This is a genomic window from Parazoarcus communis (genome assembly GCF_003111645.1).
In the GTDB taxonomy this organism is placed as follows: Bacteria; Pseudomonadota; Gammaproteobacteria; order Burkholderiales; family Rhodocyclaceae; genus Parazoarcus; species Parazoarcus communis_A.
In genome coordinates this window covers 1,235,790-1,256,660 of sequence record NZ_CP022187.1, presented here as the reverse complement: position 1 = coordinate 1,256,660, position 20,871 = coordinate 1,235,790, and the positions used below count along the sequence as shown (strand labels likewise).

Genomic DNA, 20,871 nt, shown 5'->3' with positions numbered 1-20,871 from the left:
GCGGCTGTACGGCGCAGTCGGTTCGCTCACCAGAATGCGATCACCAACACCAGGGTCAGCGCGGTCAGCATCGCTGCCCCTCGGCGAACGGCAAGGGGGGCGGGCTCGACGTGTGATGCGTCCACCGCCAGGCGTTGCTCGTCTGTCACGGTTCCGCCCAGCAGTGCCTGCCACAGCGCGCACGCCAGCAGCGTCATGACCAGCAACAGGAAGGCCACGACCGTGAAGTGCACCTTGACCCAGCCGAGCTGGGTGGCGATGAACCACGCTGCGCTGACGCCATGGCCAGTGATCAGGCCGGCAAACGCGGCATTGGCGGACAGGCGTCCGGAGAGCATGCCCGCGGCAAAGACCGCCACCAGCGGAGGCGTCACGTAGGCGAACGCTTGCTGCAGATAGGCGAACAGACCGGGAAAACGGTCGATGGCCGGCGCCCACAGCGCGGCAATGAACATCATGCCCAGCGTCGTATGGCGGCCGAGCCGTGCCAGCGCCCGGGCGTCCAGTTTCGGGCGGCGTGGTTGCACGAAATCGCAGATCACCAGGGTCGATGCGGAGTTGAGGGCCGTGTCCACGCTCGACATGATCGCAGCGAGCAAGCCGGCCAGCATCAGACCGGCCAGACCAGGGGGGGGCGAAGTGTCCGATCAGGCGGGGGAACACCGTGTCCGGACGTTGAGGTCGGTGAACAGTGCGACGGCCAGTGCGCCGGGCAGGACCATGAGAAACAGTGGCAATAGCTTGAGAGCAGCGGCAATGAGTGCGCCGCGCCCGGCAGTGCCGATATCGCGCGCCCCCAGCAGTCGCTGGCAGACATACTGGTTCATGGTCCAGTAGTAGAAGCCCAGGATCGGCAGCCCCAGCAAGGTCCCGAGCCAGGGCAGGGCTTCGTCGTCGAGTGGGCGGATGAGCGAGAGCTTCTCCGCCGGCACGCGCGCCAGGACCTGTGCCTAGGAGTAGTCGAATTCGGCAAAGACGAGTACGAACAGGATCGCCGAACCCACCAGCAATACCAGCGATTGCAGAACATCGGTGTAAGCCACCGCCCGCAAGCCTCCTGCAGCGGTGTAGATGCCGGCGAACACGGCCAGCGCTGCGCACGTGGGGGCCAGTGACAGACCCGGTACGAACAGCATCAGGACCAGGGCGCCCGCGTATAGACTGCCGGCCGTGTCGAGGAAGACGCTCAGGATCAGGCTGGTGCCGGAAAGGTAGCGGCGCAGGCGCGCGTCGAAGCGCAGCTCGAGCAGTTCCGGCACCGTGGTGATGCGGCGCCCGATGAGCACGGGGGCCACGAACACGGCAGTGAATACGAGTACCAGCGCGGCCATCCATTCGTAGTTCGCCACCGAAATGCCGGTCGACCACGCGGCGCCGGGCAAACCGATCAACGTTGTGGACGAGATGTTCGATGCGAACAGCGACAGGCCGATGACGCCGGCCCCCAGCGAGCGTCCGGCGAGAAACAGTTCGTCCGCGTCAGGATGTCTGCGCGTGACGCGGATACAGACCACGACGACTACCACGAGGTAGACCGCCACGATGACGTAGTCGGTGGTATGAAGGGCATTCATCCGCGAATTCCGTTGTCGTGGTGGAAGCGGCGCCTTTATGCAGGAAGCGAAACCGCCTGTCTTGAATCCGGCGCCTTTTTCAGGAAAACATGAACGCGGGCCATTGCGCAAGGGTAGAGGTGAGAGCGGGCCGACGAAGGCGGGTGTCGACTCGCATCTTGTCATTGCTTTGCGGCGCGCAGGGCGTCGACAATGATGCGCCACGGCTTGCCAAGGCCTTCCTGAACCCGGAATTTTCATGCGACCTCCCGCGCGCAAGCATGCCGATCGTCTGGCCGCGCTGCTGATCCTGACGATGGCCGTCGTCGCCATGCTCTCCGGTGCCCGCACCGGCGTGCCGGTGTGGCTCGGCGGACTGGCTGCGTGGGCGGCAGTGGCGTTGATGTGGCCGGGACTCGACCGTCGCCAGCGGCGACTGTCGTGGGGCTTGATCGGTATCGGCCTTGCCGCACTGCTGTGGGCGGGCTGGCAGAGCGGGCAGTGGTACTGGATGGGCATATTGACGAAGAACGTCACCCTGCTCGGCATGCTCGCGGCGGTGAGTTTTCTCCAGCTGCTTGGGCTCGGGGGCGACGATGAAGCGCCGCCGCGTGGCCGCGGTGCGTTGTGGCGCACGATTGCGGGCGTACACGCGTTTGGCGCGATCATCAATCTGTCCGCGGTGTTCATCATGGCGGACAGGGTGGCGGCGGGACGCACGCCGTCCATCGCGCAGCTCGGCGCGCTGACCCGGGGTTTTCTTGGCGCCGCCCTGTGGTCGCCGTTCTTTGCCGCCACCGCCGTCGCGCTCACCAATGCGCCCGGGGCCACGCTGGGCGAACTGGCGGCCGCGGGTATTCCCCTGGCCCTGGTGTTGATCGTCCTGGCGGCACGCGACCTGCTGCGCGAGCACGATGATGGGCGCGATTTCGTCGGCTATCCGATGCATCTTGCCAGCCTGGGGGTGCCACTCGCGCTCGCGCTGATCGTCATCGCAGGCCACTTTGTGCTGTCTTCGTGGTCGACGCTGGCCATCATTACGATCGCTGCGCCCTTGATGGTGAGCGGCATCGTGATCCGGCGCAGCGGCTTCGGTGCCGGGAGCGCGCAGTTGGCGCGTCATGCAGTACGGCGCCTACCAGCCATGCGCGGCGAGATGTCACTGTTTCTGGCCGCGGCCGTATTCGCGACCGGCCTGGAAGCACTCATCGCGAGCAGCGGGGGCTGGCTGCCGATGACGCATGTGGGTGCCCCGCAGGCGGCGATGGTGCTGGCCGGCATGATCGTCCTCTGTGTGCTCGGCATCCATGCGGTGATCTCCATTACCACGGTCGCGGCCTGGCTGGCGCCGCTGAACCCCGACCCGGTGCTGATGGCCGTGGTCTATGTACAGTGCTGGGCCATCGGTCTGGCAGCCAGTCCCATGTCGGGTATCCACCTTGCCTTGCAGGGGCGCTACGGCGCGTCGGGGGCCGAGATGGCGCGCGGCAACGTGCGCTACAGCCTGCAGGCCTATGTCGCGGCGGTGGTGGTGCTGTTCATCCTTGCGTGGTGGCGTGGTCTGTGAGGCTCCCGGACGCGTCCCTGCCCTGATTGTTTCTGATGCAAGGTTATGCGTGAAACGCATGAAGTAATGCGTCAACCGTATGATCTTGCGGTGCAGCAGCCGGAACAATTCAGGCCCGGAATTTTCCGCTACATCCGGCCGTGAGTCCTGCGCGGTCCGGCCCCGCGAGCGGTGTCGGCACGTGGTGCGCAGCACGAAAGCACCGGGGCTCGCCCGGAGCCCATCAAACTATAAATTCGACGCAGGACAACCTGCCGTCATGTTTCACGGAGAAGCAGCAGTGAACGATTTTGTCAGCATGCTTAACGGCATCATCTGGAGCCCGGCCCTGATTTATCTGTGCCTTGGCGCCGGTCTGTATTTTTCGATCCGTACCCGCTTCATGCAGGTGCGCGGCCTTGGAGAGATGATCCGCCTGACCTTCACCGGCAAGGCGTCGGACGCCGGCGTGTCCTCGTTCCAGGCACTCACCATGTCGCTGTCGGGCCGGGTCGGTACCGGCAACATCGCCGGTGTCGCCACCGCCATCACCTTCGGTGGCCCGGGTGCGGTGTTCTGGATGTGGACGGTGGCCTTCCTCGGCGCCTCCACCGCCTATATCGAGTCGACCCTCGCCCAGATCTACAAGGAGAAGGACGACGAGGGCATGTACCGCGGCGGCCCGGCGTACTACATCGAGAAGTGCATGGGGCAGAAGTGGTACGCGTGGATCTTTGCAGTGTCCACCGCAATCGCGATGGGCCTGCTGCTGCCGGGCGTGCAGGCGAACAGCATCGCCTCGGGTCTGCAGAACGCATGGGGTATCGACACCGCGGTCAGCGCGACCTGCATCGTGCTGCTGCTGGGCTTCATCATCTTTGGCGGGGTGAAGCGGATCGCGCTGTTTGCGGAGATCGTCGTGCCTTTCATGGCGCTGGCCTACATTCTGGTGGCGATGGTGATCGTGCTGCTGAACATCGAGGCGGTGCCGGGCATGATCGCACTGATCTTCAAGAGCGCTTTCGGTCTTGAGGCGGGCTTTGGCGCGGTGCTTGGCCTTGCCGTGCAGTGGGGCGTGAAGCGCGGGGTGTATTCCAACGAAGCCGGCCAGGGTTCCGGTCCGCACCCCGCCGCCGCAGCCGAGGTGTCGCATCCGGCCAAGCAGGGCTATGTGCAGGCTTTCTCGGTGTACATCGACACCCTGTTCGTGTGCTCGGCAACCGCCTTCATGCTGCTGTCGACCGGCATGTACAACGTGCAGGGGCCGGACGGCGCGATGCTTGTGAATGGCCTGCCGGGCATGGAAGCCGGCCCTGGCTACACCCAGGCCGCGGTCGAATCCGTTCTGCCGGGATTCGGCAGCACCTTCGTCGCACTGGCGCTGTTCTTCTTCGCCTTCACGACCATCGTGGCCTACTACTACATGGCCGAAACCAACATCGCCTACATCAACCGCAAGGTGCACCGTCCCTGGCTGTACTTCGTGCTCAAGATCGCCGTCATGGTGGCCGTGACCTACGGTTCGGTGAAGAGCGCCGGTGCGGCATGGGATCTGGGCGACGTCGGTGTGGGCATCATGGCCTGGCTCAACATCATCGCCATCCTGATCATCCAGAAGCCCGCGCTGCTTGCGCTCAAGGACTACGAGCAGCAGAAGAAGGATGGCAAGGACCCGACCTTCGACCCCGAAAAACTCGGCATCCGTAACGCGGATTTCTGGGTGAAGCGGAAGTAAGTCGCAGCGCTGCATGCTGCGTCGGGCCAGCAGTCAAACCTGCGGCCCGGGCAGCATGTGCTGTTATTCGCCGGCCGCGGCGCCTCACTGGCGCCGCGGCCGCGTGCATTCCGGGGGTGTCGCGTGATGTGATCGCCGGCGCGGCTGAGGCGTGTTCAGCGCCGCAACTCGGCCTCCGGCAAGCGCTCGGGGGGCTCGCACACGACGACTCGCACACCTGTCGTGGCATGCAAACGTGCGAAGAATCAGCACTGGGCGAGTTCCCGCGCGCGCATCCGCGCCCGTTGTGACGACATCATCATGTGGTTCGCAGTGAGCACTGCGATCGACACAACCACGACGATGATGGTGGCGAGGGCGTTGATCTCGGGCTTCAGGCCATGATGCAGACGGGCGAAGATCAGCACCGGCAGTGTGGTGCTGCCCGGGTCGGAGAGCATCGCGGCGAGCACGAAATCGTCCATGGACAGGGTGAAGGTCAGCAACCAGGCGGATATGAGTGCCGGGGCGATCACCGGCACGGTGATGATGAAGAACACCTTGAACGGTGGGCAGCCGAGGTCGAGCGCGGCCTCTTCCAGGGAACGATCCACCTCGCGCAGGCGCGACTGCACGAGTACGGCGGCGTAGGCTGCGCACAGCGTGGTGTGCGCGGCCCAGATCGCGAGTGCCCCGCGTCCGCCGAGAAAGGACAGGGCGGGGTGGGTGAACAGCAGCACCAGCGACAGGCCGGTCACCACTTCCGGCATCACCATCGGTGCCGTCGTCATCCCGGCGAAGAAGCTGCTGCCGAAATAAGGCCGGTAACGCGTCAGCACGAATGCCGCGGCTGACCCGACCACCACCGCGGCGGTCGCTGCCATGGCGCCGATGCGCAGCGACAGCCACACCGCGGACTGGATCTCGCGGTCCGCCAGCAGCGCCTCGTACCAGCGCAGCGAGAAGCCGTCGAATTGCGTGGTGATCTCGCCCGAGGTGAAGGAAAACACCACCAGACACAGGATCGGTATGTAGAGGAAGGCGAACACCAGCACCAGCCAGCTGCGTGCGCCCCACCGCTTTGCCGCGACGCTCATCGCAGTTCCTCCGCTTCCTGCCGGCTTGATCGGTTGAAGATGATGATCGGCACGATCAGCAGCAGCACCATCACCACGGCAACCGCAGCCGCCATCGGCCAGTCCTGGTTGGGGCCGAAATCGTCCCAGATGTTGCGGCCGATCATCTGTACGTCACCGCCGCCGAGCAGGTCGGGAATCACGAATTCGCCCACCGCGGGGATGAACACCATCATCGCGCCGGCGATGATGCCGTTGCGTGACAGCGGCAGCGTAACTGAAAGGAAGGTGGTCAGCGGACGCGCGCCGAGATCGCTGGCGGCCTCGAGCAGGCGCGGGTCGAGCTTGACCAGGTTGGCGTACAGCGGCAGCACCATGAAGGGCAGGTAGCTGTAGATCATGCCGGTCAGCACCGCGCCGGTGTTGTAGAGCAGGGGCAGGGGCGCGTCGACGATGCCCAGCCCCAGCAGCAGCTGGTTGATCAACCCCACCTCGCTGCTGTCGAGCAGGCCCATCCAGGCGTAGACGCGGAGCAGGAAGGAGGTCCAGAACGGCAGCATCACCATCATCAGCAGCACGTTGCGGATCGATTCGCGTGCGCGTGCAATGTGGTAGGCGAAGGGATAGCCGATGAGCAGGCAGCACAGCGTGGTCAGGCTGGCCAGCAGCAGCGAGTTGCCGTAGGCCCGGAGGTAGAGCAGATAGGCGCCGTCCTCGCCGATCGAGGTGAATTCGTCCTGCAGGCGCTGGTAGTTCGACAGGTCGGGCACGAACTCGACCCCGGTACCATCGGCGGCGGTGTGGAGCGGTGGCACGTAGGGCGGAATCGAAAGCTCGGGCGTGGACAGGCTGACGTTGACGATCAGCACGAAGGGCAGCAGGAAGAACAGCAGCAGCCAGGTCCACGGCAGCATCCCGACCCAGAAACGGCCACGCAGCAGGAACAGTTTGCGCGTGCTCATCGCCCGAGCACCACCCCGGCAGGTGCCTTCCACGACACCCAGACGGAATCCCCCCAGGTTGGCGGCGGCGCATCGCCCCAGCGTGCGGAGGGCACGCTGGCGATGACGGTACGCGATGTGCCGACCCGGACGTGATAGATTGAATAGCTGCCCAGATAGGCAATATCGACCACCTCGCCTGCTGCCAGGTTCATCGTGCCGTCGGCCGCCTCGGGCTTGTCACGACCGAGCACGATGCGCTCCGGGCGCACCGACACCGAGACCTCGCTGCCATCGGCGTGATCGGTCAGCGGCGGGATGAGGATGGGTGCAGGGAAATCGCTGCAGGCAACCCCTTGCTGGCCTAGCCGGCCATGAAACATGTTGGTTTCGCCAATGAACTCGGCGGTAAAGCGGCAGTTCGGATGCTCGTAGATCTCGTCCGGCGTACCCACCTGCAGCAACACGCCGTCAGACATGACGCCAATGCGGTCGGCCATCGTCATTGCCTCTTCCTGGTCGTGGGTGACCATGATGCAGGTGACGCCGACACGCTCGATGAGATGAACGAGCTCGAGCTGGGTTTCCTGGCGGATCTTCTTGTCCAGTGCCGCCAGCGGCTCGTCGAGCAGCAGCAGCTTGGGTTCCTTGGCGAGACTGCGTGCCAGGGCCACGCGCTGCTGCTGTCCGCCCGAGAGTTCGTGCGGCTTTCGCCGCGCGAAACGCTGCATCTGCACCAGGTCGAGCATCTTCGTCACGCGCGCGGCGATGACGTCGCGCGCGATCCGGGGGCGCTCCTGGCGCAATCCGAAGGCGACGTTGTCCTCGACCGTGAGGTGCGGAAACAGCGCGTAGGACTGGAACATCATGTTGGTCGGCCGATGGTGGGGCTGAACCGTGGCGAGGTCTTCGCCGTCGAGCACGATGCGCCCTGTGCTCGGGGTTTCGAGCCCTGCGAGCATGCGCAGCAGGGTCGACTTGCCGCAGCCGGAGCTGCCCAGCAGGGCGAAGATTTCCTTTCGCACGATTTCGAGCGAAACGTCCTTCACCACGTGATTCTGACCGAAGCGCTTGTTGACGCCTTCGATGCGCAGGTAGGCTGCGCCCTTGTCCGCTTGCTGTGCCACCATCGGGTTCCTGCTCGACTTTATTTTGCGGTCTTGAAGCGGCTCAGCGCACGCGTCAGATCACGCTGAACGGTTTGCGTCAGCACCGGCTTCGGATGCAGCAGTGCCTTCAGCTCTGCGGGCACGTTGAGCATCGGATTGTCGGTGAGCGCTTTCGACATCAGCGGCTGCGCGGCGGTGTTGGCGCTGAAATAGAAGGTCTCGTTGGAGATCTGCGCGATCACCTTCGGGTCCATCATGGTGTTGATCCATGCGTGGGCATTGCCGACGTTCCTGGCATCGCTCGGCACCGCCATCACGTCGATCGACATCATCGCCCCGGTCTTGGGGATGATGTACTGCACCTTGACGCCGGTATTCGATTCCTTCGCCCGGTCCCCGGCGATCATCGCATCACCCGAGAACATCATGGCCACGCACACGCTGCCCTTGGCCATGAGGTCGATCGGCGAGGAATTGAAGGTGCGCACGTTCTTGCGCACCGGGCGGATCTGCTCGATGGCGGCATTGATGTCCGCGCTGGCCATCTTCTTGGTGTCCTTGCCGGCGTAGAGCATTGCGGCCGGCACCAGGTCGCTGGCTTCGTCCATCATCGAGATGCCGCAGTCCTTGAGCTTTGCGGTCACCTTGGGATCGAACAGCAGGTCCCACGCATTGTCGGGCAGGGTGCCGCCCAGCGCCTGGGTAACCTTGTCGACGTTGATCGCCACGCCAGTGGTAAACCACATGTAGGGGACGAGGTACTGATTGCCCGGATCGGCGGCCTCCAGGGCCTTGAGAATCACCGGGTCGATGTTCGTCAGGTTCGGCAGCTTGCTCTTGTCGAGCGGCTGGAAGATCTTTGCCTGGATCTGCTTGCCCGCGTATTCAACGCTCGGGTACACCACGTCGTAACCGCTGCTGCCGGTGAGGAGCTTGGACTGCAGCGTGGCGTTGCTGTCGTAGAGGTCGTAATTGACCTTGATGCCGGTCGCCTTCTCGAAGGTGGGGATGGTGTCCTCGGCGATGTAGTCGTTCCAGTTGTAGATGTTGAGCGACTTGTCTTCGGCTGCAACAGTGGTGGTGACTGCGGCGAAGACCGCAGCCAGCATCTTGACGCGCAATTCCATGGCTAGCTCCAAGAAAATTGAATGTTTGTCGCACTGCGAGCAGCGCCCCCTGACGGTAAGCTCTCCGCCGGACGTCGTATTGTGCCTTGCACAACTGGTTATCGGTCAAGTCCGGCGCAGTGTTCGGCGCATTTCTGGCGGGCTGTACCGCATCTCAGGCTGCCTGCCCGGTGCTGGCCGATGGCGGGAAATGCATCGGGATGGTGACCGGACCGTCGTTGATGAGCTGCACCTTCATGTCTGCGCCGAATTCGCCCGTCTCAACGACCGGGTGCAGCATCTTTGCCTGCGCCACCACGTATTCGTAAAGTTCGCGTCCAAGGGCTGGGGGGGCCGCGTTGGTGAAACTGGGGCGATTGCCGCCCTTGAGATCGGCCGCGAGGGTGAACTGGCTGACGATCAGCAGGCCGCCTTCAAGGTCCTGCACCGAGCGGTTCATCTTGCCGGCGTCGTCGGAAAACACCCGCAGCTTGAGTACCTTGGCCAGCAGCTTGTCAGCCTCGGCAGTGGTGTCGCCCTGCTCGGCGCAGACGAGTACCAGAAAACCGTGGCCGATCTCGCCTGCCACCTTGCCGTCAATCACGACGCGTGCTTCGGACACGCGCTGGAGCAATGCCATCATGGGTTCTGCTTGTCCTTCATTCAGTAAGTCGGGGGAGGACATGCGGGGGGCGAGGGCAGGCCGTGCCCGCCGCGCGCGTCCGAAGGGTGCGATTCGGTGCGCCGGATGCTCACCTGATCGCGGATCGGGATCGACCGCGGATTACGGATTCAATCCACCTCAGGCTGGTGGATGATACGGACAACAGTGCGGCAAGTGGGCGCAGCAGGAGCTGTGCTAGCAGCAGGAGCGGCAGCAGCGCGAGCGTCCACCCCAGGGTCTGTATCAGGGGCACGGGGGCGCCAAGCGCTTCGGCGACCTCGCGGAACAGGGCGTTGAGCACGCTCGGATGACGCAGGACAATATAGCCCAGCGCGAACGGGGCGCCGTACTTCGCCACGCGAAGTCCGATTGCGCTGCCGCGAAGCAGCGACGAACCCAGTGCCGCGCTGCGTTCGGTCAGACCGCTTGCATGCGCTCCGGCACCCGCTCTGGCGGTACGCCCCATGCGCAGGACCTTGAGCGCGCTGATCCCGATTGCGAGATCGACGCCCGCCCAGCCTACATCGCCAAGCCCCACGGGTTCGCTGCGTCGATACTTGGATTCGAGTCCGCGTACGCCGCCCGCAAAGAATGAATTGAGTGCTTCCAGTACCCGTTCGGTCTGGACCTGGTGCACATCGCCATCCGCCTTGACCACAAACTGCCCTAAAAAGTCGTGTCCTTCTTCGAGGATGAAACCAACCGCATACCAGCCACGGCGCTCCGGGGTCATGGCGGTAGTGGCGTCGTCACGCGGCGCGCCGGTTTCCGGTACATCTGCCTCGTCTGCCTCACCCCAGAAATTTCGCCATGTCTGCTCCGCCGAAGTGGCCAGATCCTCTGCACGCCTGCGCACCGTAACCGATGCGAGTTCGTGCGTGAGGTAGTAGTAGATCGGCGGGATCGCCTGATCGCCATAGTCCTTGAGGGATTGCTGGAAAAGGGGTTCGGCGCCGTAGTGTTCGAGCACCTGCCGCGTCATCTGTGGATAGCGCAGCATCGCCAGCCGGGCCTTGCCGGCGAGAAGCGGATCGCTCGCGTAATCGAGGAACAAGGCCTGCAGTTCGAGCGGCTCGATGCTCAGCGCGTTCGCGTACTCAGGCAGCTGCCTGTTCAGTTGCACGCGCAGGAGCTGGGTCTCGATCGGCGCGGGCTTCCAGACGACTGCCAGCGTTGTCGCGAGGACCGCAGCCAGAAAAACGGAAAAATACAGCCTTCTCATCTTCGACCTTCAATGTCGTGTCCGGGAAAGCATATCAGAGCCCTTCGATGCGTCCCTCGGCACTGGCTGAGCGTACGGACGCGAATCGTGCCGGCCAGACCCTGCTGCGTCGGGTTCCGGTTCGATGATTTGCGCCTGCTCAGATGTCGAACCGAGCGTACCCGTTTGCGCTCGGCATGCCCTGTACCGCCCAGAACCGGCCGCTTGCCGGCTGCATGATCGCTGCACCGCAGGTCTGCATCTCGAGTGGCGGTGTGGCCCGGACACAGATCGTCGGGTCGCGGGTGAGCGCCATCAGGTCTTCCGGCGTTACCCTGGTGGTGCCCAGCAGATGTTGTGCGCGAGACAGGCGGGCTTCGCTGGACGCTTGCGATGCCGGTGCGCGCGGGCGGCAGCGGCGCAGGGTGTCGGGTGAAAGGCAGTGGTTGCTGTGCACCAGCGCTTCGGCATTGCTGCGTGTGACATGGCAGTGGCCGGGCATGGCTTCGATGTTGATGCCGGTGCCGTGGCGGTCGAACAGCTGAAAATTGTGCGCACCCATCAGCGGGGCGCGGGTGATGCATGCAAGCGCGGCGTCGATGTCGGTCTGCTGCAGCACTTTCCGCACCACGAAGGGCCAGCTGACGCCGATCTGACCCTCGGCGCCGAGGAGGTTGTTGATGCCGACAGCGATGCCTGCGTCGTTCATGCCGATCATGCCGACGCAGCCCGTCAGGCTGAAGGCCATGAAGGCGGGCGCACCGTCGGGCCGGCCGCGCAGCAACACCACGTGGGGGCCAGAGCCGGCGTGCATGTCCCAGGTCTGCCCGAACCAGCCCTTGCCATCGGCGCTGAGGTGGTCGGGGACGATGAAGGCGGTGCAGTCGTCTTCAACCGCGCGGGTTGCCGTCGCGCTGCCGCCTTGTGCATAGACCAGATCGATGAAATCGGTGAAGCCGTTGGTGACGATCAGCGCTGCAACGCTCAGGCCTGTGGCTTCCGCAAGGCCCGCCAGTTCGTCCATGAGGTCGGGCGCGTAGGCTTCGTGCGCGCCGATGCAGGCTTCGGACAGTGCCAGCACGGCGTCGGTATCCATCGCGTGTCCGGCCCACGTTTCGCTGCCGGCCAGTGCCACGCGCTCGGTGGTGTAGCGGCGGATATCGTCGACGTACGCACATCCGTGGGCGAAGCCCACCTGGCGTGGGGCGCCGGCGAGTTCAAGCACGCGCGGCGCGCTCATGGCCGTGCCACGATGGGCTGGCTGGCAGGGCCAGGAATCCTGGTCGTGAGTGTGATCGAACCCATCGTCATCGCTCCTGCGCGGGGTGGGCAGGCGACTGTGCCGGCCAACACGCCATCGAGGGTTCCAGTAAGCGTCGGCGCGGGATGTGCCGTCAAGTGCAACGTTGCCACCTGTCCGCAAATGCTCCGTGGCCTGAAGTGCTGTTTGAGGTGCCACTGCGGGCTGGATGCTGTTGATGCGCCGCTCATCAGACGAGCACGCCACGACGGTTTCTTCATGAGGCCCACTGGACTACATATCGTTGTTTCAGCGGAATGCTATTCGGTGATAATCCGGGCGCGGACGCACGATTCGCCACACCAAGGAGACAACACATAATGAAGAATCCGTTTCGATCCCTCTGCTGTTCCCTGTTTGCGCTCGCACTTGCCGGCACCATTCCCGCTGCGACGGCGGCCGAAATCGTGATCGGTCAGGTCGCGCCGTTTTCCGGCACCCTCGCGCCCACTGGCAACGATGTGAAACTCGGCATCCAGGCGTATTTCGCGCGGGTCAATGCCGAGGGGGGCGTCCGGGGGAACACGCTGCGGCTTGTCAGCCGGGACGACGGATACAAGGTTGAAGATACGCTCAAGCAAACCACCGAGCTCATCGAACGTGATGCGCCCGTCGCACTGATCGGTTTTGTCGGTACGGGCAACGTCGATGCCTTGCTGAAGGCCGGAACGCTGGACCGCGCGGGTATGGCGCTGGTTGGCGTGCGTTCGGGCGCATCGGCGCTGCGAACACCGGTTCCGGCCAGGGTCTTTCATACGCGTGCCAGCTACGCGGCCGAAGTGAACACCATCGTGCAGCAGATGGGCATCATGGGGATCAAGCGGGTGGCCGTGTTTCACCAGGACGACCCCTTTGGTGAGGATGGACTCAAGGCCGCGCAGGCAGCGCTTTCCAAGGCGGGGCTCGAACTCGTCGCGACCGGGGGCTATGAGAAGGGCACGGCAAACGTGGCGGCCGCAGCCGGCAAGATCGCTGCGGCTTCGCCCGACGGCGTGATCATGGTGTCGAACACCGCAGCGAGCGCGGCCTTCGTCAAGGACATGCGCGAACGCGGCAGTTCGGCCATGCTGATTGCGCTGTCGGTGACGGCCGGCCCGCAGGTCGCTGAGAAAATCGGCAACACGCTTGCGCACGGCCTTGGCGTGGTCCAGGTCGTCCCCAAGCCGCAATCGATCTCGCTCGCGGTAACGCGTCAGCTTGATGAGGACCTCAGGCGCCTCGACAGCAAGTCTTCGGCAAACCATACCGTGCTCGAAGGCTACGTCATGGCCAAAGTGCTGGTGGAGGGCATCAGGCGGGCGGGCGAACCCACGCCCTCGCGCATTCTCGCCGCCCTCAATGGCCTCGGTACCTATGACGCCGGCGGGGTGACGATTCGCTACGCGCAGAACGACCATGCCGGCTCGGATTACACCGACATCTCAATCCTGGACCGCAATGGGCGTCTGATTCGCTGAAGCACTGAAGCAACGCAGAATCAAAGGGGTCAGGAATCAAAGGGGTCAGAGTCGTTTGATCCCGCTGCTTCCAGGTCTAGGGCTGCAGGCATTCATGGAAGTCCGCCTTTCGTGTTGATTGCGGGCACCATCTGCTCATGTCGACAACGTAGGCGTCGCTTCGGCGACTCCTGGCGAGATAGAGCAGCTGCTCCGCTTCGGCCCTGCTGGATGCGAGCGCCACGCTGCGGTAGGAGCCTTGGCGAAGATAGATGTCCGTGTTCGGAAGCCCCAGCTTTTTGGCGACCGGGCCGGCTTCGTACTGGGCGCCTGCAATGGTCGTGTCGCCGCCATAGACGACCCCCCATTGGCTTGCCGTACCGATTGATGTCTGTGCTTTTTCGACCAGGGTGGCATTGGACGTGATCGTGGCCTGCACGCTGGCTTCAATTTTTTCTGATGTGAGCTTGAGCCTGCTGTTCTCTTCCTGAAGCTCGGCCAGCTTTTCGGTTTCGGCCGGGTCATTGATCATTGCCTGTGCCTTGATCAGTGCTTCGGACAGCTTTTCGTTCTGAATGGTCAGGTCGTTGATGCTCGCGCGCGCATCCTTCAGGGCCTGATCCGCTTCAACGAGGCGGGACTTCCATTTGAACCCGACAACGCTGCCTTCCTCAAAGCCGGCGCCAACCAGGATGTTGTTGAACGTCGTGGGAAAGATGATCAGAAGAACGCCCAGGCAAAGCAGCAGCGTGTCACGCAGCAGCGACACCACGTCCTTCCACGCGGATAACAGCGAACGCTTGTCCGTACCGGATTCCGTATCGCTCATCTGTCCTCCCTGTGCTGGTTTGGGGCGTCCCGGAAGAACGCGTCACAAGGGGGAAGGAGGCTTCCGCATGAACCGCGGGCGCAGCTCAATCGCTCGATCAGCTGTCGAAATCAGCTGTCAAAACTGGCGCCGCGCTCTTTCAGGAGCGCTTTCAAGACGGACCTGTGACAACGTGCTTCATTCTCACAGTAGCAGCCGACAGAGAAATTGCTGCCATGAGACAGGGCCGCAAGAAGATCAAGAACCCGGCTCTTCTCCGGCTCGGCCATTTCAGCGCGGAATTTCCTGACGAAGGCGCTCCAGTCCTTCTCCGACTCAGCCGCCAGGGCAAGCTTGACGAGTTCAGCGCTTGGTGAAAGATTGGGGAGCCAGACGTCATACCAGTTCTGCGTAGCGAATTCGCTCCTGGGCACGCCGCGTGGAGGACGCCTCACCGTGCCGATGCGCGTGCCTTCTCCTTCAGTCCTTGGAGTACCCAACCGAACAACCCGGACGCCCATGATGTGTCTGCCCTCTGGATGAACGCTTCGGCGTAGAAAGGCGGATAAAACCTTTCGCGTTTGTCAGCAGTGGATCGCTTCATTTTACATACCGCGATGCGATCAGTCGCTGGCCCTTGCCTGGCTGAGCGAGGCACGTGGTTCCGGCATCAGCGCCGCTCGAAATGGCGCGCGCTGCGGGCTGAAAACGCCACCACATGCGCTATCCTGCACCGGCCATGTCACAGCAAACCCCGTCATCCTCACCCGCCACCGTTGTGCTGGTCCACGGTCTGTGGATGCACGGCATCGTGTTCGCACTTCATCGCCGCTGGTTCGAAGAGGCAGGCTACCGGGTCGAGACCTTCTCCTATCCCTCAGTGCGCAGGGGGCTGGCAGACAATGCCAGCGCGCTGGCGAAGCGCGTCGCGGCAATCGAGGGCGCGCCGATTCACCTTGTGGGGCACAGTCAGGGCGGTCTGGTAATCCTTGCGATGCTCGCACAACGGCGCGATGCGCGGATCGGACGGGTGGTGCTGCTGGGCTCGCCGGTAGCCGGCTCCCACTGTGCGCGCGTGCTGCGGAGGATTACGGTGCTGAGATGGGTCACCGGACGGGTGCTCGGGGAATGGATGGCTGCGCCGGGCGGAATCCCCGAAAGCATCGATACAGGCATGATCGCTGGGACGCGCAGTTTCGGTGCAGGGATGCTCTTTCCCGGTCTCGGGCGACCCAACGACGGCGTGGTGAGCGTCGCCGAAACCCGCATCGACGGTCTGCGCGATCACATCGAGCTGCGCCTGGGGCACTCCGCGATGCTTGTCAGCCGCGCATGCCATCGGGCGGTGAGGGCGTTTCTCGAAACAGGTCGTTTCTCTAGGCTGGGCTGAAGCGCTGACAAGGACCCGTGGCGTCTCGCCCCGTTGGCCCTTTTTGCGTCCTCACTGAATGCCGGCCAGCAGCACGACACCTGCGACCATGCACGCCGTACCGATGCCACGCGATAGCGAAAATGACTCGCGCAGCAGCTTGGCGCCAAACAGCACGCCGAGCAGCATGGAGAGTTCGCGAACTGGCGCAACGTAACTCAGCGGTGCGATTGTCAGTGCGAACAGAACCAGGATGTATGCCAGAGGCGAAAGCACCCCGACCGCAATGATGTAGCGGCCATTCGCAGACCATTGAGTGCGGAGCGCGTCAGGGTTACGCAGCGCTTGCGGCGCAAGGATGACGGTGCGCAAGGCGAGAACCAGAACGTAGTAGAGCACGGGCGCAATACCGAGCGCCTTGATTGCCCAACCGTCAATGACGGTGTAGCTGGCAATGAACAGTCCGGTGATGGCGCCCCACAGCAGGCCTGCCCGGGCCCTCGGTGAGGGGATGAGAAGCGCCTGCGCCGCACCGGAAATCAGGAAGATGCCTGTCAGAATCGCGAGGATACCCAGCCAGCCGCGCAGACTGGGCGCTTCACCCAGAACGATGATCGCACCGAGGACAGCAAACAAAGGCCCCGTTCCACGTGCCAATGGGTAAACGATCGAAAAGTCGCTTTCACGATAGCCCTTCTGCAGTACGAGCGAATACGCGCCGTGCACGATCCCGCTGGCAATGATGGCAAGCCATGCCTGAACGCCGAGTTGTTGCGAATGTTCTGACCACGCGACCCATCCGAACGGGAAGGACACAATCAGGCTGACGACTCCAAACAGCCAAACGAAGTGCAGGCCGCCTGAGGCCTTTTTTGCGCACAGGTTCCAGAGTGCGTGCAGTAATGCGCCGGTAACGACGAGGACAAAAGCGGTTGTATTCATGGGCGATGCGATAACGCGGGTCGCTGCGCGTCAGCCGTTCGCGCCGACGCCGTCGGTTGAGTCAGCTGAAAGCAGCAGATGCATGAAACAAACGACTCTGACCCCTTTGATTTTGCTTGCTTGTATAAGAAACCCGCAAGACCATCAGCCATGCGGGTTCTGGGTCAGCGTTGTTCGCCAGATGAACCGACCGCTTACTCCGCCCGCATCTGCGGGAACAGGATCACGTCGCGAATGGCCGGGCTGTCGGTGAGCAGCATGACCAGGCGGTCGATGCCGATGCCGCAGCCGCCTGTGGGGGGCAGGCCGAATTCGAGGGCGCGGATGTAGTCGGCGTCGTAATACATGGCTTCTTCGTCGCCGGCGTCCTTTGCACTGGCTTGCGCGCGGAAGCGGGCGGCCTGGTCTTCGGGGTCGTTGAGCTCGGAGAAGCCGTTGGCGATTTCGCGGCCGACGATGAAAAGCTCGAAGCGCTCGGTGATTTCCGGGTCGGAATCCGAGGCGCGGGCCAGCGGGCTGACTTCGACCGGGTAGTCGATGATGTAGGTGGGTTCCCACAGCTCGGCTTCGGCGCAGGCTTCGAACAGTTGCAGCTGCAGGCTGCCGATGCCGCCGGCTTTCACCGGCTCGCCGAAGTCCTTGATCTTCTGCTTGACCCAGTCGGCGTCGGCGAGTTGCTCGACGCTGAAGCCGGGGTGGTACTTGCGGATGGCTTCGACGATGGTCAGGCGGTGGAAGGGCTTGGACAGGTCGAGTTCGCGGCCCTGATAGGTGAAGGTCTCGGTGCCGAGTGCTTCGCGCGCGGCGTGGCGGATGAGGCCTTCGGTGAAGTCCATCAGCGTGCGGTAGTTCGCGTACGCCTCGTAGAACTCCATCATGGTGAATTCGGGGTTGTGACGCGGCGAGAGGCCTTCGTTGCGGAAGTTGCGGTTAACCTCGAACACCTTCTCGAAACCACCGACCACCAGACGCTTGAGGTAGAGCTCGGGCGCGATGCGCAGGAAGAGTTCCATGTCCAGCGCGTTGTGGTGGGTGACGAAGGGCTTGGCTGATGCGCCGCCGGGGATGGGGTGCATCATCGGCGTTTCGACTTCGAGGAAGTTGTGTCCGGTCATGTAGTTGCGGATCGACTGCACCAGGCGGCTGCGTGCCACGAAGGTGAAGCGCGACTCTTCGCTCATGATCAGGTCGACATAGCGCTGACGGTACTTGGTTTCCTGGTCGGTGAGGCCATGGAACTTGTCGGGCAGCGGGCGCAGGCTCTTGGTGAGCAGGCGGATTTCGCTGGCCTTGACCGTGAGCTCGCCGGTCTTGGTCTTGAACAGGGTGCCGACGCAGCCGACGATATCGCCGATGTCCCAGTGCTTGAAGTCGGCATAGACGTCTTCGCCCACGCTGTCGCGCTGGACGTAGAGCTGGATGCGACCGGACAGATCCTGAATGGTGATGAAGCTCGCCTTGCCCATGACGCGCTTGAGCATGACGCGGCCGGCAACCTTGACCTCGACCGGCGTAGCCTCGAGCACTTCCGGTTCTTTTTCGGAGTAGAGCTCGTCAAGCTTGCCCGCGGTATTCTCACGCGAGAAGTCGTTGGGGAAGGCGCGGCCAGTCTGACGCCATTGCGCGAGTTTCTCGCGGCGTTCGGCGATGAGATGGTTTTCGTCCTGGGCGTTGAGTGGTGCGTTCTGGTCGGACATGAGTCATCGGCAATGTAATCAAGTGCGTAATTGTCGCAGGCGCGCCAGTCGGTAGCAAATCGGCGTTGCAGAAAAACGTGGCGGACGTGGATGAAGAGGCGGGAGATGGCGCATTTTTTGCTCTGAAAAGCGGCCAGTCACCGGAACAGGGAGCCCAGGATGTTGCCGGATCAGATCGTCGAATGGGCTGCGGCCCACCTCTCGGACCCGTCGGACATCGACTGCACGACCACGGTGATGCTCAAGATTCTCGATGGCAAGTGCAGGATGGGGCCGGGTGACAAGGACACGATCCCGCTGCTGTACGACAGCACGCGCCATCGCGCCGGCAGGCTGCTGGGCGAGGACATGCACGCCCTGATCGCACGCGCACGCGCTGGCGAGCGCGAGGCGCTGGTGGCGGAGATCTACGAACACCGCGTGCTGGCCGAAACCGCCATCTCGCGCCCGGTGATGAAAGCCTACAAGGCGATGTTGCGCGATGCCGGCGTGCTGCGCGGGGCTTCGTAGCGGAGATCGGGGCCTAAGCCAGCGGCGAAGAATTACCCCGGCAAAGGTCGCTTGTGCGACACGGCGCGCAGTGCTTGTCGCATAGCGCGCACAAGCGGACGCAAGCCTTCGCACGATAATCCGGCCATCCACGGGCTGCGGGCGCCTGCGGGGGCCGCTCGTGCCTGAGGTGCGCAAGGCACGTGTCTTGCGTCGTGGGCAACGGCCATCCGCGCCCCGACACAGGAGGATCCGATGAAGTTCTACATGACCCCGGGTTCGTGCACCACCGGCATCCATATCCTGCTCGAAGAGCTTGAGCTCGTTTTCGAAGTTGATCTGGTCAATCTGCTTGCGGGGGACCAGGACACCGCGGCCTACCGTGCGCTCAACCCCAAGGGCACGATCCCGACGCTGGTGCGCGACGATGGCACTGCGCTGACGGATTTCGTCGCCATCGCCTGGTGGCTTGCCCGCAGCTGGCCGAAGCGGGGGCTGCTGCCGGATGACGCCGAAGGGCAGGCGCGGGTGCTCGAAGTGATGAACCATGCGGTGGGTACGGTGCATGGGCAGGGCTTTGCCCGCATCTTTACCACCGATAAGTTCACCCCCAACCCGGCTGACCACGCTGCCGTGAAAGCGCAGGGGCGCGAGATCGTGGAGCAGGGCTTCGCGGTGATGAACGACGTGCTGGACGGTCGGGATTACGCCGTCGGCGACTGCTTGACGATTGCCGATGCGGCCCTGTTCTACGTCGAGTTCTGGGCCACCCGCAGCGACATCGCACTGCCACCGAGCTGTCTGGCGCACTACACCCGCATGCTCACTCGTAGGGCAGTGCGTCAGGTGCTGGCCGAAGAGGGCTATCGGGTCTAGGAAAGCTGGCAGTGTGCCGGCTGATCTGCGCCTGCTCTCAACGCATCCTGATCAGCACACCGAAATCGCGCTCACCACTTGCGGGGTCGCGAATGGCGACCTCCATGCGGGTGCCGTCCGGAGAGACGACAAAGCTGCTCTGCAGTGGATGACCATTCAAGGTGTAGGCACCTTCGCCGCGCGAGCCCCGCAGGACGGCCGAGCCTGAAACGTAACCATCTGGGCTCATGCCCTGGATGATGAGCTGATTGCCTTGCTGCGAGATCTCGTAGCGGCCGCCCTCGTTGTCGTGCCAGAGGCCGGTCAGAAGCGGTACGCTGGCGGGAAGATCAGGGACCGCCGTCACCCTGTCGGGGTCGTGCTCGCTCTGGGTTACATCCGCCAACGGGTCGAGGTTTTCGATGTCTGTGGGGAGGGGCTCTTCGATTGCATAGCCGATGACGGCCAGCACGACAACGGCTGCGACGATCCAGTATCTGTGACGGGTCTCCCTGACCTCGGCCGGTGGCTTTGGCACTGGAGCGGGTTCCGGGGTGGGCTCCGGGACAGGGTCTGGAATGGCGAGCACGCTGCGCAGGGTGTTCACCAGCTGCGAGACGTCGTACTCCCAGCGTTTGTCCGAGAGTTCGATGGCGTTGCGCCGCACGAGGCTCTGGAGGTCCGGGGGCAGTACGTCGCCGCTCGGGACGCCGGCGCCGTCCACCAGCACCGGAATCACGCGCACACCCTCGCGCTTGAGCGCGGTGGCGATCTCCAGACGGGTGTAGTCGTTGGGGTCTTCGAGCCGACGCTGCCCTTTGTCGTCGGTGATCGATGCCCAGCGCGGGCCGATGACGGCAATCAGCACGCCGCACGACTGCAGCGCCCGCCCGATGGCGTCGAGGAAGTCCACGCCGGGTTCGATCGTCTCCACGTCGCGAAAGATCGGCACCCCGGCAAGGTGCTCCTTCAGGTGATCGCTGAGGCGACCGGCTGCGCTCTGGCTGTCCTGACGGCGGTAACTGACGAAAATGCCTTGCATCCTGGCCTCCCCCATGGTCGCGG

Annotated in this window: 18 protein-coding genes and 1 pseudogene; 6 read left to right on the top strand and 13 right to left on the bottom strand. The window is 63.7% G+C overall.

The annotated features are described in order from the left end of the window. Nucleotides 1-26 precede the first annotated feature (26 nt). Nucleotides 27-1,574, bottom strand: a pseudogene (locus CEW83_RS21310) (sodium:solute symporter family transporter). Between the two features lie 238 nt (nucleotides 1,575-1,812). Between CEW83_RS21310 and CEW83_RS05765 the strand changes: the two are divergent. Together CEW83_RS05765 and CEW83_RS05760 are read left to right on the top strand one after the other, a co-directional pair. Next, a complete protein-coding gene (locus tag CEW83_RS05765; RefSeq protein ID WP_199915211.1) occupies nucleotides 1,813-3,120 on the top strand; it encodes a hypothetical protein in 1,308 nt (435 codons plus the stop codon). 298 nt (nucleotides 3,121-3,418) lie between these two features. Next, entirely contained in the window at nucleotides 3,419-4,834 is a 1,416-nt protein-coding gene (locus tag CEW83_RS05760) for an alanine/glycine:cation symporter family protein (RefSeq protein WP_234419060.1), read from the top strand. Nucleotides 4,835-5,079: 245 nt separating this feature from the next. Here the strand turns inward: CEW83_RS05760 and CEW83_RS05755 are convergent, their stop codons facing one another. The 7 genes from CEW83_RS05755 to CEW83_RS05725 form a co-directional block, all read right to left on the bottom strand. Then, nucleotides 5,080-5,910 (bottom strand): ABC transporter permease subunit, encoded by an 831-nt coding sequence (locus CEW83_RS05755; RefSeq protein ID WP_108948490.1) that lies wholly within the window; start codon nucleotides 5,908-5,910, stop codon nucleotides 5,080-5,082. Next, nucleotides 5,907-6,851 carry an ABC transporter permease subunit gene (locus CEW83_RS05750; RefSeq protein ID WP_108948489.1) on the bottom strand — a complete coding sequence of 315 codons (945 nt, stop codon included), beginning with the start codon at nucleotides 6,849-6,851 and terminating at the stop codon, nucleotides 5,907-5,909. The genes CEW83_RS05755 and CEW83_RS05750 overlap by 4 nt, the downstream gene beginning before the upstream one ends. Then, the gene (locus CEW83_RS05745) at nucleotides 6,848-7,960 is read right to left on the bottom strand and encodes an ABC transporter ATP-binding protein (protein WP_108948488.1); all 1,113 of its coding nucleotides are present in this window, start codon (nucleotides 7,958-7,960) and stop codon (nucleotides 6,848-6,850) included. The genes CEW83_RS05750 and CEW83_RS05745 overlap by 4 nt, the downstream gene beginning before the upstream one ends. 17 nt (nucleotides 7,961-7,977) lie before the next feature. Further along, nucleotides 7,978-9,066: a polyamine ABC transporter substrate-binding protein gene (locus CEW83_RS05740; RefSeq protein ID WP_108948487.1), complete on the bottom strand. Its 1,089-nt coding sequence runs from the start codon at nucleotides 9,064-9,066 to the stop codon at nucleotides 7,978-7,980. A 154-nt stretch (nucleotides 9,067-9,220) separates the two neighbouring features. Then, nucleotides 9,221-9,688, bottom strand: coding sequence for a D-aminoacyl-tRNA deacylase (gene dtd, locus CEW83_RS05735; protein ID WP_108948486.1), 468 nt, complete (start codon nucleotides 9,686-9,688; stop codon nucleotides 9,221-9,223). A gap of 109 nt (nucleotides 9,689-9,797) precedes the next feature. Further along, complete coding sequence (locus CEW83_RS05730) at nucleotides 9,798-10,931, bottom strand: hypothetical protein (protein WP_108948485.1); 1,134 nt, start codon at nucleotides 10,929-10,931, stop codon at nucleotides 9,798-9,800. A gap of 139 nt (nucleotides 10,932-11,070) precedes the next feature. After that, on the bottom strand, nucleotides 11,071-12,150 hold the full coding sequence (locus CEW83_RS05725; protein WP_108948484.1) for a C45 family autoproteolytic acyltransferase/hydolase: 1,080 nt from the start codon (nucleotides 12,148-12,150) through the stop codon (nucleotides 11,071-11,073). Between the two features lie 380 nt (nucleotides 12,151-12,530). Between CEW83_RS05725 and CEW83_RS05720 the strand changes: the two genes are divergently transcribed. Next, a complete protein-coding gene (locus CEW83_RS05720) occupies nucleotides 12,531-13,667 on the top strand; it encodes an ABC transporter substrate-binding protein (protein WP_159099392.1) in 1,137 nt (378 codons plus the stop codon). Nucleotides 13,668-13,743: 76 nt separating this feature from the next. Here CEW83_RS05720 and CEW83_RS05715 read toward each other — a convergent pair whose 3' ends face one another. Both CEW83_RS05715 and CEW83_RS05710 read right to left on the bottom strand, forming a co-directional pair. Further along, on the bottom strand, nucleotides 13,744-14,475 hold the full coding sequence (locus tag CEW83_RS05715) for a hypothetical protein (RefSeq protein ID WP_108948482.1): 732 nt from the start codon (nucleotides 14,473-14,475) through the stop codon (nucleotides 13,744-13,746). A gap of 110 nt (nucleotides 14,476-14,585) precedes the next feature. Continuing rightward, nucleotides 14,586-14,975 (bottom strand): DUF488 domain-containing protein, encoded by a 390-nt coding sequence (locus CEW83_RS05710; RefSeq protein ID WP_108948481.1) that lies wholly within the window; start codon nucleotides 14,973-14,975, stop codon nucleotides 14,586-14,588. Between the two features lie 218 nt (nucleotides 14,976-15,193). On the opposite strand from CEW83_RS05710, the gene CEW83_RS05705 reads away from it, so the two are divergent. After that, nucleotides 15,194-15,844, top strand: a complete 651-nt coding sequence (locus CEW83_RS05705) for an alpha/beta fold hydrolase (protein ID WP_159099391.1) — start codon at nucleotides 15,194-15,196, stop codon at nucleotides 15,842-15,844. A 51-nt stretch (nucleotides 15,845-15,895) separates the two neighbouring features. Here the strand turns inward: CEW83_RS05705 and CEW83_RS05700 are convergent, their stop codons facing one another. Together CEW83_RS05700 and lysS are read right to left on the bottom strand one after the other, a co-directional pair. Next, nucleotides 15,896-16,765, bottom strand: coding sequence for a DMT family transporter (locus CEW83_RS05700; RefSeq protein WP_108948479.1), 870 nt, complete (start codon nucleotides 16,763-16,765; stop codon nucleotides 15,896-15,898). 194 nt (nucleotides 16,766-16,959) lie between these two features. After that, complete coding sequence (gene lysS / locus CEW83_RS05695) at nucleotides 16,960-18,462, bottom strand: lysine--tRNA ligase (protein ID WP_108948478.1); 1,503 nt, start codon at nucleotides 18,460-18,462, stop codon at nucleotides 16,960-16,962. 159 nt (nucleotides 18,463-18,621) lie between these two features. On the opposite strand from lysS, the gene CEW83_RS05690 reads away from it, so the two are divergent. Together CEW83_RS05690 and CEW83_RS05685 are read left to right on the top strand one after the other, a co-directional pair. Then, nucleotides 18,622-18,972, top strand: coding sequence for a hypothetical protein (locus CEW83_RS05690; protein ID WP_108948477.1), 351 nt, complete (start codon nucleotides 18,622-18,624; stop codon nucleotides 18,970-18,972). A 234-nt stretch (nucleotides 18,973-19,206) separates the two neighbouring features. Next, nucleotides 19,207-19,827: a glutathione S-transferase family protein gene (locus CEW83_RS05685; RefSeq protein WP_108948476.1), complete on the top strand. Its 621-nt coding sequence runs from the start codon at nucleotides 19,207-19,209 to the stop codon at nucleotides 19,825-19,827. Nucleotides 19,828-19,864: 37 nt separating this feature from the next. Here CEW83_RS05685 and CEW83_RS05680 read toward each other — a convergent pair whose 3' ends face one another. After that, nucleotides 19,865-20,848: a toll/interleukin-1 receptor domain-containing protein gene (locus CEW83_RS05680; protein WP_159099390.1), complete on the bottom strand. Its 984-nt coding sequence runs from the start codon at nucleotides 20,846-20,848 to the stop codon at nucleotides 19,865-19,867. Between the last annotated feature and the right edge of the window lie 23 nt (nucleotides 20,849-20,871).